The following is a 14,031-nucleotide window of genomic DNA, read 5'->3' as shown; positions in this document are numbered from 1 at the left end:
ACTGGATGAGTGGCGAACAGCCGAGTTTGAGGCCGGTCTTTCAGTCCGGGCCCCTTACACGATCCAGAAAGAACAAGAGAGTCCATGAAACATTCACGTCCACGAAAGCTGTTAGCGGGTGTTCTCGCGACAGCAATCATGTCCTTAGGGGTGGGTGGTGCGTTAGCGCCGCCAGCTCTGGCCACAGTGCCCGGTACCCCGGGCGTTACCCAACCTGGAACCCCCGTTTACACGGAGGACTTTTCTAACCAGAACGCAACGGGTAACGCAATTAGCCTGCTGAACTACACCGGAGGTGCCGCCGCCGCCAACGAAACGTATACGGCCGATACGCCGTATACGCCTGCCGGCGCCCAGTGCAACGGGTGGATCCTTAATCCTTCAACACCAACGCCCCCCACTGACCTCGGTTGCTACAGGAACCAGCCTGCCGGCTGGAACCAGATCCGGTCCATGGCCCAAGCGCTCGGTCTGGCCCAAGGACAATCGGCGGCCGAAGCCGCCACCAACCAGGCCCTCTCGGAATACACCAACGCGAGCTCCGGAGTGATCACCCCCGGTGTGATGTACCGGACGTCAAACAACTCGATCCCCGCTATAGCCGGTCACTACTACGCAGTCTCCGGTTACTTCGCCGAGGTCAACTGTCACGCGGCGCACGCCAGCGAAACTTTCAGCCTGTTGGTCAACGGGTCGCCGATCGTGTTGGGCACCGACCTCGATCCGTGCGGCAGCAGTACGTCGCCGGAAATCCAGGTCACTAAGCTGCAGTCGGGCGCGTACAAGATCCCCGAAGGCACGTCACCCTCGCTGGGTCTGGAACTTCGAAACGACGCAACGTCCGGCGCAGGCAACGATGTGACTTTCGACCTTCCGCAGATCGTGGACGTCACGCCGCAGCTGGACAAGTCCTTCGCTCCGGACCTCATTGGGCCGGGTGGAACATCCACGCTCACGCTGACAGTCACCAACACTGACGACATCAAGGCGAAGAGCGATTGGTCCATCACCGATTCCCTTCCTGCAGGCCTTGTTATTGCCGATGCACCGAACATTGGTGGCACCTGTGTTCAGGCGGCGGGCACCGACCCCTTCGTCAAGTCCGCAGCTGCAGGTGGCAACTCCATTTCCGTCACAGGCGGCGACCTCGCTGATGGCATGGAATCCTGCACCATCACCGTGGACGTCACTTCGGACACCGAGGGGACGTACGTCAACGGTCCAGCCAACATCAAGACCAACCTGAACCCGCCTTCGGATGCCGTCCTGGTGGTCCGCGCTCCGCGCCTGGCCCTGAGCAAGGCGCTGGATGCTCAGCGTCTGTCCGACTCGGACCAGTTCACCATGGAAATCCGCTCCGGTTCTGCCACGGGTCCCGTAGTCAACAACACGGGGAACTCCACCACTACAGGCACCGGCTCCACCGTCGACGCTAATACGGGTGTCACCGGTAAGTACGTAGCCGATGCCGGCAGCACCTACTTCCTGACGGAGTCCGGCTCCAACCTGGCCGGTTATGGGCAGAGCATTACGTGTACTGATGCCAACGGTCTCCAAGCGGGTCTGCCCTCCGGCGCGGTTTTTGACGGTTCTTTGCAGGTAACGCCGGTTGCCGGCGCGGACATTGACTGCGTCCTCACCAACACGGCGCAGGAAGCCCCGGATATGGAGTTCACCAAGTCCGCCGACGCTTCGCACATCCAGAGCCCGTCCCAGGTTGGTGACATCGTCACCTACACCTTCACCGCCAAGAACACCGGCAACGTGAAGCTGACCGACGTCGTCATCAACGACGCCTTGGCTGGTCTGTCCAACCTGACCTACACATGGCCTGGAACTCCCGGCACCCTGCTTCCCGGCGAGACCGTCACAGCCATGGCAACGTATGCCATCACACAGGCGGATATCGACGCCGGTCACGTAGCCAACTCGGCTACCACGTCGGGTAATCCTCCCACCGGTCCTCCGGTGACGCCTCCGCCCGGAACCACGGACACTCCGTTGACTCCTGGCCCGGCGATGGAGTTCAGCAAGTCCGCTGATGCCTCCGCGATTCAGAACCCGTCTGTTGTGGGTGATTTGATCACTTACACGTTCACGGCGAAGAACACCGGCAACGTGAAGCTGACGGACGTCACCATCAACGATCCCTTGGCTGGTCTGTCCGCTTTGACGTACACCTGGCCGGGTACTCCCGGTGAGTTGCTTCCGGGTCAGACCGTGACTGCTACGGCAACGTACGCGATTACGCAGGCCGATATCGAGGCAGGCCATGTGGTCAACACTGCAACCACGACGGGTACTCCTCCTACCGGTCCTGCGGTGACGCCTCCGCCGGCTGGTACGGATACTCCGTTGACTCCTGGCCCGGCCATGGAGTTCACCAAGTCCGCTGACGCTTCGGCGATTCAGAACCCGTCTGTTGTGGGTGACACCATCACTTACACGTTCACGGCGAAGAACACCGGAAACGTGAAGCTGACGGACGTCACCATCAACGATCCCTTGGCTGGTCTGTCCGCTTTGACGTACACCTGGCCCGGCGCCGCAGGAACCCTGCAGCCCGGTGAAACCGTGACTGCTACGGCAACGTACGCGATCACGCAGGCCGATATCGAGGCAGGCCATGTGGTCAACACTGCAACCACGACGGGTACTCCGCCGTCGGGTCCTGCGGTGACCCCGCCGCCGGCTGGTACTGATACTCCGTTGACTCCAGGCCCTGCCATGGAGTTCACCAAGTCCGCTGACGCCTCCGGCGTTCAGAACCCGTCTGTTGTGGGTGATTTGATCACTTACACGTTCACGGCGAAGAACACCGGAAACGTGAAGCTCACCGACGTGTCCATCAACGATCCCTTGGCTGGCCTTTCTGCCCTGACGTACACCTGGCCGGGTACTCCCGGTGAGTTGCTTCCGGGCCAGACCGTGACGGCTACGGCAACGTATGCGATCACGCAGGCCGATATCGAGGCAGGCCATGTGGTCAACACTGCAACCACGACGGGTACTCCGCCGTCGGGTCCTGCGGTGACCCCGCCGCCGGCTGGTACTGATACTCCGTTGACTCCAGGCCCGGCGATGGAGTTCACCAAGTCCGCTGATGCCTCCGGCGTTCAGAACCCGTCTGTTGTGGGTGACTTGATCACTTACACGTTCACGGCGAAGAACACCGGCAACGTGAAGCTCACCGACGTGTCCATCAACGATCCCTTGGCTGGTCTGTCTGCCCTGACGTACACCTGGCCGGGTACTCCCGGTGAGTTGCTTCCGGGTCAGACCGTGACTGCTACGGCAACGTACGCGATTACGCAGGCCGATATCGAGGCAGGTCACGTCGCCAACACGGCAACCACCACGGGTACTCCTCCTACCGGTCCTGCGGTGACCCCGCCGCCGGGAACGACGGACACTCCGTTGACTCCTGGCCCGGCCATGGAGTTCACCAAGTCCGCTGATGCCTCCGGCGTTCAGAACCCGTCTGTTGTGGGTGACACCATCACTTACACGTTCACGGCGAAGAACACCGGAAACGTGAAGCTGACCGAGGTGTCCATTAGTGACCCGCTGGCTGGCCTTTCTGCCCTGACCTACAACTGGCCGGGTACTCCCGGTGAGTTGCTTCCGGGTCAGACCGTGACTGCTACGGCAACGTACGCGATCACGCAGGCCGACATTGATGCCGGTCACGTCGCCAACACGGCAACCACCACGGGTACTCCTCCTACCGGTCCTGCGGTGACCCCGCCGCCGGGAACGACGGACACCCCGTTGACCCCGGCTCCGGCGATGGTGTTCACCAAGTCCGCTGATGCCTCCGGCGTCCAGAACCCGAGCGTTGTGGGCGATCGCATCTCCTACACATTCACGGCCAAGAACACCGGAAACGTGACACTCACGGATGTTGTGATCAACGATCCGTTGGCCGGCCTGTCAACGCTGGTCTACTCATGGCCCGGCGCCGAGGGAGTCCTCCTTCCGGGCGAGACCGTGACTGCTACGGCAAGCTACGCGATCACACAGGCCGATATCGACGCCGGTCACGTAACCAACACTGCAACCACCACGGGTGTCCCGCCCGTTGGTCCTCCGGTGACGCCTCCTCCGGGAACGACGGACACGCCGTTGACCCCTGCCCCGGCCATGGAGTTCACCAAGTCTTCAGACGGCTCAGCGATCCAGGATCCGGCAGTCGTGGGGGATCTCATCACCTACACCTTCACCGCCAAGAACATCGGCAATGTGAAGCTCACAGGTGTTGTCATCAATGACCCGCTGGCTGGGCTCTCTGCCCTGACCTACAACTGGCCGGGTACTCCCGGTGAGTTGCTTCCGGGCCAGACCGTGACGGCTACGGCAAGCTACGCGATTACGCAGGCGGATATCGACGCCGGTCACGTGGTGAACGAGGCGACGACCACGGGTACTCCGCCGTCGGGTCCTCCGGTCACCCCGCCCCCGGGCAAGACGGATACCCCGTTGACCCCGGCTCCAGCGATGGTGTTCACCAAGTCGGCTGATGCTACGGCGATTCAGAATCCGGCGAAGGTAGGCGATCTGATCACTTACACGTTCACGGCGAAGAACACCGGAAACGTGAAGCTCACCGACGTGTCCATCAATGACCCGCTCGCTGGTCTCTCTGCCCTGGTTTACACCTGGCCCGGTGCCGCAGGAACCCTGCTGCCCGGTGAGACCGTGACTGCTACGGCAACGTATGCGATTACGCAGGCTGACATCGACGCAGGTCACGTCGCCAACAGCGCCACCACGACGGGTACTCCGCCGTCGGGTCCTGCGGTGACCCCGCCTCCGGGCAAGACGGATACCCCGTTGACCCCGGCTCCGGCGATGGTGTTCACCAAGTCGGCTGATGATACGGCGATTCAGAATCCGGCGAAGGTAGGCGATCTGATCACTTACACGTTCACGGCGAAGAACACCGGAAACGTGAAGCTCACCGACGTGTCCATCAATGACCCGCTCGCTGGTCTCTCTGCCCTGGTTTACACCTGGCCCGGTGCCGCAGGAACCCTGCTGCCCGGTGAGACCGTGACTGCTACGGCAACGTATGCGATTTCGCAGGCTGACATCGACGCAGGTCACGTGGCCAACAGCGCCACCACGACGGGCACTCCGCCTACCGGTCCTGCGGTGACCCCGCCTCCGGGCAAGACGGATACCCCGTTGACCCCTGCCCCGGCCATGGAGTTCAGCAAGTCCGCTGCCGCGCAGGCAAAGACAGGCCCGTCCAAGGTCGGAGACCGGATTGAGTACCAGTTCACGGCCAAGAACACCGGCAACGTGAAGCTGACCGATGTGTCCATCGACGATCCTATGGCTGGTCTCTCGGCCCTGGTTTACACCTGGCCGGGCACCCCCGGTGAGTTGCTTCCGGGCCAGACCGTGACTGCTGCGGCGACGTACGCGATCACGCAGGCTGATATCGACGCCGGTCACGTCGCCAACCTGGCGACGACCACGGGTACGCCTCCCACGGGTCCTGCGGTGACCCCGCCGCCCGCCGGAACGGACACCCCGTTGTCGCCGGACGCCGCCCTGGAGTTCTCGAAGACGGCCGATGCTTCCGCCGTCGGGGATCCCGCGAAGGTGGGCGACCTCGTCACCTACAGCTTCTCGGCGAAGAACACCGGCAACGTCACGCTGACGGATGTAGCCATTCAGGACACGCTGCCAGGCTTGTCCGCGCTGAGCTACAACTGGCCGGGCCTACCCGGTGAGTTGCTGCCCGGCCAGACCGTGACTGCTACGGCAACGTACGCGATCACCCAGGCCGACATCAATGCCGGCAAGGTCGTGAACACGGCCACAGGGTGGGGCACACCTCCGACGGGACCCCCGATCACCACACCGCCTGCAAGCGCTGTTGTGACCTTCCCGCCGGCTGTTCCGAACCAACCTGACGGTCCGCTGGCCAACACGGGAGTTGTCCTCACTGTGTTGCCCATCAGCGTATTGGTAGTTGGTGCGGGGCTCTTCCTGTTCCTCGTAGGACGCCGTAAGCGTTCAGAGGCATAGGGAATGAAGGCGCGGCAACCGGGGCCCCAACCCCGGTTGTCGCGCCGCTCTTCGATTCACTTCCACACCAGAAAGTCCAACCATGCAACACATGAAGAAGTCGGTAGCGTGCATTGTGGGCGTGCTGGTCACGGCAGCAGCAATCGCTGGTTGCTCCTCGCCGGAAAATGGCGGGGCGGGCAATCCGCCGTCGTCCACCACAACCCAAGCCCCCACAACGGGTGAAGCCAAGCCCGCAAACCCGGGCACGGGCATCATTGAAGCCGCCACTATGGGCTCCTGCGACACCGCGCCCGGCAAGGTCACCGCCACGGGAACTGTTACCCCGCCCGAAGGAACCAAGGGAACGGTCAAGGTTTCAGTGAGTTGGGTAGATCCTAAGACCTCCGCAGTTTTGGCGCGCGGAGAGCAATCATTCAAGGATGCCAAAGCTGGCAAGGCCCTTGACTGGTCGGTCAATGCGGAGGTCCCCGAGCAAGGGGTGGACGTCAAGTGCGTCCTCGGAGCCGCTGTGCTGTAGCGCTCGGCTTTCGGCGGCGGGTCTCCAGCAGCGGGGACCGGTCGCTCCTTGGGAAAGCGGCCAACCGGGTATCCACTATCTGGTTGGCCGCTTTTTTTGCCACTGCACAGCGTGCCAGAACAGCAGGCCTGCAGTAAGGAGGATGGCGGCCAGCAGGCCATAGGGGAGCGTGGAAAGAATCATGAAATTGACTTGGGCCGTGGAGCCCATCGATGAGGGGCCCATGAGGGATTCCGCAGACGTAAACGCCCACATGCAGAACCACACCACGCCCACGTCCATCACCCACAACGCCACGATGAAGGGGTTGACCGCAGTCCGCTTCCGCCCCTGGTCCGCAGGCTCAGGCACGTGCGGACTGACCGCCTGCACTGCGTTGCCATGCTCGTCGATTTCGCGGAAACCGATCCGTTCGTGAACGTGGTCCTTCATTGGTCCCCCAACCGCTGACACTCGATAGTCCTTGCACTCTACTCCGTCCATCGAGGATGCCTGCGAGAGGAGGGCAGTGGCCCAAAGAAGACATTCCATGGCCGAAAAGAGTGCCACATTTTGCACCCTAAGCGGTCCTAAGAAAAGTCAATGACGTGCTACCGGAGCGTAGGACCGCGAGAAACCGCCTTCTAGGCGAAATAGGTCACAAAAGTTTGACGGAAAGGCTTACCTAAGTAAGGCTTACCTTGCTAATAAGCGCCCCAACGCAATGGAAGGAAGCTGACGTGACGTCACCTAGTGTCGAAGAGCGGATCGCTCAGGAGCAGGACTTTGGCTCCAAAGTGGAACTGGCCCTCGCTGCCACAAACCAGCTGTTCAACGCACGAAATTCGCCCAGCTACGTCGCGCAGGTCCTCCAAGGAGTCAATGCCGTCTCCACTAAAGTCCAGCGGACCGCCCGGCCGTTCACCGGCGTCGCGCATGCTGAGCTGAAGGCCAAAGTTGGTGCCGTCGACCTTGAGCGTCCCCTTCCGGATACCGCCGCTGCCCTGGAGGAACTCGACGAGCTCTACCTCAAGGACGCCATCTACTTCCACGACGCCCGCTACGCCGCACACCTGAACTGCCCGGTGGTTATCCCGGCGTTGGTTGGCGAAGCCGTACTCTCGGCCGTCAATTCCTCCATGGACACCTGGGACCAGAGCGCCGGTGCCACCATGATCGAACGCCGCCTCATCGACTGGACCGCGGAGCGCATCGGCTTCGACGCCGACGCTGATGGGGTGTTCACATCGGGTGGCAGCCAGTCCAACTTCCAGGCCCTGCTGATTGCCCGCAATCACGCGGTCGCCAAGCTGCGGGCGGCGACTGGGGACGCACGCCTGCCGCACCTGCTGGACCGGCTCCGGATCTTCACCTCCGCGGACAGCCACTTCAGCATCCAGAAGTCGGCTTCCATGCTGGGCCTCGGTTTCGACGCCGTCATCGCCATTCCCACGGCGGGAGACCACCGCATGGACCCCACCGAACTCGCGGCTGCTTTGGCAGAAGCGCACGACGCCGGCCTGGTACCCATGGCTGTAGTGGCCACTGCCGGGACCACGGACTTCGGTTCGGTTGACCCGCTCTCCGAGTTGGCCGCGCTGGTCCGCGCCTACGATTCCTGGCTGCACGTCGACGCTGCCTACGGCGGGGGTTTGATCGTCTCCGGGCGCTACCGCCACCTCCTGAACGGGATCCATCTTGCCGATTCCGTCACCGTGGACTTCCACAAGACCTTCTTCCAGCCGGTCAGCTCCAGTGCCGTCCTGGTCCGCAACGGCTCCATGATGGGTCACGTCACCTACTATGCTGACTACCTCAACCCGGAGAGCGCCGCGAAGGCTGAGATCCCCAACCAGGTGGACAAGAGCATCCAGACTACCCGCCGCTTCGACGCCCTGAAGCTCTGGCTGACCCTTCGCATCATGGGCGCGGATGCCATTGGTGCGTTGTTCGACGAAGCGATCGACCTTGCGGGCCGCGTGGGCACGTTGCTGGCCGATGATGCCGAGTTCGAGCTCGCTGCCACCCCGCAGCTCAGCACATTGGTGTTCCGATACCGCCCGGCAGTTGACGGCGTGGCCATCGACGAAGATTCAGCAGACGTCCTCAACCCCGCCATCCGTGCGGCGATCTTCGCCTCCGGGGAGGCTGTTGTTGCCGGCACCAAGGTGGCTGGCCGCCACTACCTCAAATTCACCCTCCTCAACGCTGAAGCCAGCTTGCGGGACATCCAGGAAATCATCGAACTGATCCGCAGGACCGGCGCCAGCCTCCTCGCAAACACCACGGAGGCCGCCGCGTGAGCACCCCGGATAACGGCAAGATTTACGACGTCGCAGGCATCGGCGTCGGGCCCTTCAACCTTGGCTTGGCCGCACTGAGCGAGCCGGTGGAAAACCTGGACTGCGTGTTCCTGGACCGCCGCGAGTCCTTCGATTGGCACCCCGGCATGATGCTGGAGCCGGCGCACTTGCAGGTCCCGTTCATGGCGGACCTCGTCACCCTGGCTGACCCGACGTCGCCTTTCTCGTTCCTGAACTTCCTGAAGCAAACGGGCCGACTGTACCGCTTCTATATCCGTGAGAATTTCTACCCGCTGCGCGCCGAATATAACCAGTACTGCCAGTGGGTTGCGGGTCAGCTTGAGTCAGTGCGTTTTAGCACAGATGTGCTGGATGTGACCTACGACGACGGCGTGTACCGCCTTTCGGTACAGGGCCCGGCCGGTGCCGAGGTACTTCGCGCCCGCAAGCTGGTCCTGGGTACCGGCACGTCCCCGTACGTTCCCGACTCCTGTGCAGGAATAGTCGACGCGGGGGGACTTGTCCTCCACAATGCCGACTACCTGTCGAGGAAGAGCGAGCTGCAGTCCAAGCGCAGCATCACTATTGTGGGCAGCGGCCAGAGTGCCGCGGAGCTTTACTACGAACTCCTTCAGGAAATTGATGTCTACGGTTATCAGCTCAACTGGGTCACCCGCTCCGGCCGCTTCTTCCCCCTGGAGTACACCAAGCTCACACTCGAAATGACCTCGCCGGAGTACGTCGACTACTTCCACTCGCTCCCGGGCGAGCAGCGAGATTCCCTGATCAAGAGCCAGAAGAACCTGTACAAGGGCATCAACTCGGACCTGATCGACGACATCTACGACCTCCTCTACACCAAGAGCCTCTCCGGCATGGTGGACACCCAGCTACACACGCACTCGTCCCTCACCGCAGCAGACTGGGATCCCGCCGCGGGCACCCACACGCTCCAGTTGCACCACGAGGAACACGGCCGCGACTACAGCCTGGAGTCCGAGGCCGTGGTCCTGGCAACCGGCTACAGCTACAAGGAACCCGCGTTCCTGGCCGGCATCCACGACCGAATCCGCCGCGACTCCAAGGGCCGCTTCGACGTGGAGCGCAACTATGGAACCGGCGTGGAACCCGGGGAAATCTTCGTCCAGAACGCGGAGCTCCACACACACGGTTTCGTCACCCCGGACCTCGGCATGGCCGCCTATCGCAACTCCTGCATCCTGCGCGAAATCACCGGCCGCGAGGTCTATCCGATCGAGCGCAGCATCGCCTTCCAGCAGTTTGGCGCCCCCGCTGCCGTATCCGTTCCTGTTCCGGCAGCTGCTGGAGCGACCGTATGAGCTTCACCTTCCGCGCAGTAGACCCCGTGGCCGACGCACCTGTCCTCCACAGTTGGGTGAGTCAGGAGTATGCCCGGTTCTGGGGCATGGTTTCTGCCACTGAGCAGGACGTTGTGGAGGAATACTCAAAGATCGCCGCCTCAGGACACCACCAAGCGTTCCTGGGACTCGACGACGGTGTCCCCGCCTTCCTGATGGAGCGGTACCATCCGGAGTCCTCGCCGCTGGCGGACGTCTACGAGGTCCAGCCTGGTGACGTGGGCATGCACCTCTTGGTGTCACCACCCAGCGGTGCCCCGCAACCGGGCTTCACCACCGCCGTCATGCAGTCCGTCATGACGGAACTCTTCGACGACCCAGCAACCGAGCGTGTCGTCGTCGAGCCTGACGCCCGCAACCACAAGATCCATGTCCTCAACGAGAAAGTGGGCTTCCGCCCGCACGGCGTGGTGACCCTTCCCGCCGTCGATCCTGCCGAAGACCATAAGCAGGGGCTTCTGAGCTTCTGCACCCGCGAGGACTTCCTCGCCACCCTGACCCCGATTCTGGCCGCGCCTGCCGCGGCGACCAGAGGAGAATCCCTGTGACCACCACGGCCGACAACGCGACTACCACCACCGTTGATTCCGTGTCGCACCTGACCCCCGAGCGCTGGGCAGCAGCCAACCGCCATCTGGTGCGCAAAGCGATCGCCGAGTTCTCGCACGAACGCATCCTGGTGCCGGAGCTGATCCGCGATGAGGGAGCCGGCATTGGGCTTTATAAGGTTCTGAGCGACGATGACGCAACCGAATACCGTTTCCGTGCCCGGGTGCTCCAGCTTGAACATTGGTCTGTCTTCGCCGACTCCATAGAGCGCCTGCGCGATGGCGAGGAATTGCCTATTGACGCCTTGGACTTCATCGCAGAGTTCCACGAGGCATTGGCCATCCGAATGGAAATGTTGCCGGTGTACCTTGAGGAAATCAGCAGCACGCTGGCCAGCCACGCCTACAAGCAGGGCAAGCCCTTCAGCTCGGCCCAGTTGGCTGCGGGCGTGACCGGTGGTACTGATCGCGCCGCGGATTTCCAGGCCATTGAACACAGCATGACCGAAGGTCACCCGTGCTTCGTGGCCAACAACGGGCGCTTGGGCTTCGGTATTGCCGACTACCACGCCTTCGCGCCGGAGACCGGTGCGACGGTGAAACTGCAGTGGATCGCAGTGCACCGCAGCAAGGCCGTTTTCACCTCGAGCGTGGGGCTGGATTACCGTACCCACTTCGACGCCGAACTCGGGCCGGCCACCTTGGCTTGGTTCAATGCGGAGTTGTCGGCATCCGGCCTGGATCCAGAGGACTATCTCCTTATGCCGGTCCACCCGTGGCAGTGGGACAACAAGCTCACCGTGACGTTCGCGGCGGAAATCGCCCAACGGCACATCGTAAACCTGGGTACGGGGGAGGACAACTACCAGGCGCAACAGTCCATCCGTACGTTCTTCAACACCACCTCACCGGAGAAGGCGTACGTGAAGACGGCCATGTCCGTGCTGAACATGGGCTTCATGCGTGGCCTGTCTCCGCAGTACATGAAGGCGACCCCAGCTATCAATGACTGGCTGCAGGAACTGATCGACAACGACCAGGAGCTCCAGAGCCGGGGCCTGGCCATGATCCGGGAAACTGCGGCCATCGGTTATCACAACCACTACTACGAGGCGGCTTCTGCCAAGGGTTCGCCCTACCGGAAGATGCTCTCGGCCCTGTGGAGGGAAAGTCCGCTGCCGTTGCTTGAGGACGGGCAGCAGCTGGCCACCATGGCGTCATTGCTGCATGTGGATTCGTCCGGCGAGTCCGTGGTGTCGGCCCTGATTTCCCGGTCCGGCCTGGCGCCCACCGAGTGGCTCCGCCGCTACTTTGAGGCCTACTTGGTGCCGTTGGTCCACTGCCTCTACGAGTACGAGCTCGCCTTCATGCCGCACGGGGAGAACGTGATCCTGATCCTCGAAAACGGCGTGCCGGTCCGGGCGATCATGAAGGACATCGCCGAGGAAATCGTTGTCATGGGGGACCGGCTGGAACTGCCGGAGGAAGTCTCCCGGGTCAAGGCAGAGATCCCCGCCGAGGAAATGGTTCTGGCCATCTTCACCGACGTGTTCGACTGCATCTTCCGTTTCCTCGGAGCAATCCTTGTGGAGGACGGGACGCTGCGCGAGGACGAGTTCTGGGGGACCGCCGCTGCTGTGCTGCGCGAATACCAGCAGCGCCATCCGGAGCTTGCAGACCAGTTCGCCATGCATGACCTGTTCGCGGCGGACTTCGAGCTGTCCTGCCTCAACCGTCTCCAGCTCCGGAACAACCAGCAGATGCTCGACATTTCGGACCCCTCCGGAGGTCTGCAAATGGCTGGCCGCTTGGCCAACCCCTTGGCCAAGTTCGCGTAGTCAGGTCCGGCCGAGGTGACAGTTAATGCCAATCGTGGTCGCAGACATTGGTATTAAGTGTCACCTCGGCGGACAACAACCTCTGTTTCGTACGCCTGCGAGGACTTCATTGATCCTCGGAACCAACACACCGCATGCACCGCCGGATCACCGGGCACCACCATGGGCCTGAGGTTGTCCACGATGGACCCTTCGGTGATTGCCTTCCACCGCCAGCTGGCCCCTGAATCAGTCGTGGTGCCCCGGTAGATCTCGTAATGCGGTGTGGCCGAGCCTGTCCGCGGATCCACGGGTGTGGAGATGTACACGCTGTCCAGGTTGTTGGGATCCACGGCGCCCAGCCCTGTGTAGTCCTGCTCGTGCGGCAACAAGCCGGGACCGGCGACGGCGAGTGGATGCAGCTTCCAGCCCGCGCCATCAAAGCGCGCGTACAGCAGGCGGTGATCGTCGACGTCGAGCATTTGCTCCCGCTGCAGCGGACCGTTCACGTCGTTGGCCCGGCAAGTGACGATCGCGGCGAGTTCCGTGCCCTGCCTGCGAAGGTCAGTAGTCCAGCCGTGGGTGAGGGTATCGCCGTCGAGCGTTGACCCGGCCTCGAAAACGGTGGTGAGGGAGGTCTGGTTGATGCCGGCCGCTCCGATCACGGGTTTGCTGACCACGTTGCCTTCGGTGTCGTGGAGCGCATCGCTTTGGATGTAGCCGTGGTAAATGCTGTTGTTGAAGTCGCGCGGGTGGTGGTCCGTGGTGATGAGGTCGATACGATCAATGCCATTGGAGACGTACCGCGTGTACCCGTTGACGTAGCCAATCTTGGGGCGCGTGAAGAGTTTACCGCCGTAGTTCCAGGTGCAGCCGTCGTCGTCGGAGACCATCAGGGTGGGGTCGTCGTTGATGGCGCGGACAAAGTTGTAGACCCGATTCTCCGCCGTTAGAGCGTGAAGGTTGGAGTACGTCGCGCCGCGGCCATTGGCCAGCTCTGTCCAATCGAACTGCTGCTCAGGCTCCCACTCGGAAGCATCGTGCGGGCGAACGGAAATCCGCCACCGTGAGTAATTGTCCGTTTTGTGCTTGGCGTACATGGCCACATATCGCCCGTCCGGACGGATCAGGAGTGCCGGGGCGTTGTGGTCATCCGGCTCCAGGCGTTCATGGAGAACGTTGATTTTTCGCTCGCCCGTTGTCAGGTCCAGGACCGTGATCTCGATGTTCCCCCCGCGGTCCAGCCCTCCCGGTCCCTCCGGGGAAGCGACTGACCCGAGCAGCAGGGTGTTGTTGGTGGGATCGATCAGAGCCCGCTCATCCTGGAACCAGCACCAAGCCCCATTGTTGTTGAGGACTAGTGGCTCTTGCGGGGATGGGGCGTGGTTGTCCATGGGAATCCTTTGCGGCGTTGCATCGTTTCAAAACCCATCCTACGCACCGAGA

At 62.3% G+C, this 14,031-nt stretch carries 8 protein-coding genes; 6 read left to right on the top strand and 2 right to left on the bottom strand.

The features are described from left to right. The first annotated feature begins 84 nt into the window (after positions 1 to 84). Positions 85 to 6,039 carry a DUF7507 domain-containing protein gene (locus FQP90_RS18885; RefSeq protein ID WP_144652607.1) on the top strand — a complete coding sequence of 1,985 codons (5,955 nt, stop codon included), beginning with the start codon at positions 85 to 87 and terminating at the stop codon, positions 6,037 to 6,039. A 91-nt stretch (positions 6,040 to 6,130) separates the two neighbouring features. Beyond that, positions 6,131 to 6,559, top strand: a complete 429-nt coding sequence (locus tag FQP90_RS18880) for a hypothetical protein (RefSeq protein ID WP_144652606.1) — start codon at positions 6,131 to 6,133, stop codon at positions 6,557 to 6,559. A gap of 75 nt (positions 6,560 to 6,634) precedes the next feature. Here the strand turns inward: FQP90_RS18880 and FQP90_RS18875 are convergent, their stop codons facing one another. After that, positions 6,635 to 6,991, bottom strand: a complete 357-nt coding sequence (locus FQP90_RS18875; protein ID WP_144652605.1) for a hypothetical protein — start codon at positions 6,989 to 6,991, stop codon at positions 6,635 to 6,637. Between the two features lie 287 nt (positions 6,992 to 7,278). On the opposite strand from FQP90_RS18875, the gene FQP90_RS18870 reads away from it, so the two are divergent. From FQP90_RS18870 to FQP90_RS18855, 4 genes are read left to right on the top strand one after another with little or no spacing between them, the layout of a single operon-like run. Beyond that, positions 7,279 to 8,841 (top strand): pyridoxal phosphate-dependent decarboxylase family protein, encoded by a 1,563-nt coding sequence (locus FQP90_RS18870; protein WP_144652604.1) that lies wholly within the window; start codon positions 7,279 to 7,281, stop codon positions 8,839 to 8,841. After that, entirely contained in the window at positions 8,838 to 10,181 is a 1,344-nt protein-coding gene (locus FQP90_RS18865; protein WP_144652603.1) for a lysine N(6)-hydroxylase/L-ornithine N(5)-oxygenase family protein, read from the top strand. Before FQP90_RS18870 ends, FQP90_RS18865 begins: the two co-directional genes overlap by 4 nt. Beyond that, on the top strand, positions 10,178 to 10,768 hold the full coding sequence (locus tag FQP90_RS18860) for a GNAT family N-acetyltransferase (protein ID WP_144652602.1): 591 nt from the start codon (positions 10,178 to 10,180) through the stop codon (positions 10,766 to 10,768). The genes FQP90_RS18865 and FQP90_RS18860 overlap by 4 nt, the downstream gene beginning before the upstream one ends. Next, a complete protein-coding gene (locus FQP90_RS18855; RefSeq protein WP_144652601.1) occupies positions 10,765 to 12,606 on the top strand; it encodes an IucA/IucC family protein in 1,842 nt (613 codons plus the stop codon). The genes FQP90_RS18860 and FQP90_RS18855 overlap by 4 nt, the downstream gene beginning before the upstream one ends. A gap of 53 nt (positions 12,607 to 12,659) precedes the next feature. Here FQP90_RS18855 and FQP90_RS18850 read toward each other — a convergent pair whose 3' ends face one another. Next, positions 12,660 to 13,979, bottom strand: coding sequence for a BNR-4 repeat-containing protein (locus FQP90_RS18850; protein ID WP_144652600.1), 1,320 nt, complete (start codon positions 13,977 to 13,979; stop codon positions 12,660 to 12,662). Positions 13,980 to 14,031: the final 52 nt, after the last annotated feature.

Source organism: Paenarthrobacter nitroguajacolicus, assembly GCF_007786235.1.
Lineage (GTDB): Bacteria > Actinomycetota > Actinomycetes > Actinomycetales > Micrococcaceae > Arthrobacter > Arthrobacter nitroguajacolicus_A.
This window is presented reverse-complemented; position numbering and strand designations above follow the sequence as displayed.

What these genes read in the sequence shown, in the direction of transcription:
- FQP90_RS18850 (WP_144652600.1), bottom strand. Translation starts at nt 13,979, where the DNA reads ATGGACAACCACGCCCCATCCCCGCAAGAGCCACTAGTCCTCAACAAC.
- FQP90_RS18880 (WP_144652606.1), top strand. Translation starts at nt 6,131, where the DNA reads ATGAAGAAGTCGGTAGCGTGCATTGTGGGCGTGCTGGTCACGGCAGCA.
- FQP90_RS18885 (WP_144652607.1), top strand. Translation starts at nt 85, where the DNA reads ATGAAACATTCACGTCCACGAAAGCTGTTAGCGGGTGTTCTCGCGACA.
- FQP90_RS18875 (WP_144652605.1), bottom strand. Translation starts at nt 6,991, where the DNA reads ATGAAGGACCACGTTCACGAACGGATCGGTTTCCGCGAAATCGACGAG.
- FQP90_RS18860 (WP_144652602.1), top strand. Translation starts at nt 10,178, where the DNA reads ATGAGCTTCACCTTCCGCGCAGTAGACCCCGTGGCCGACGCACCTGTC.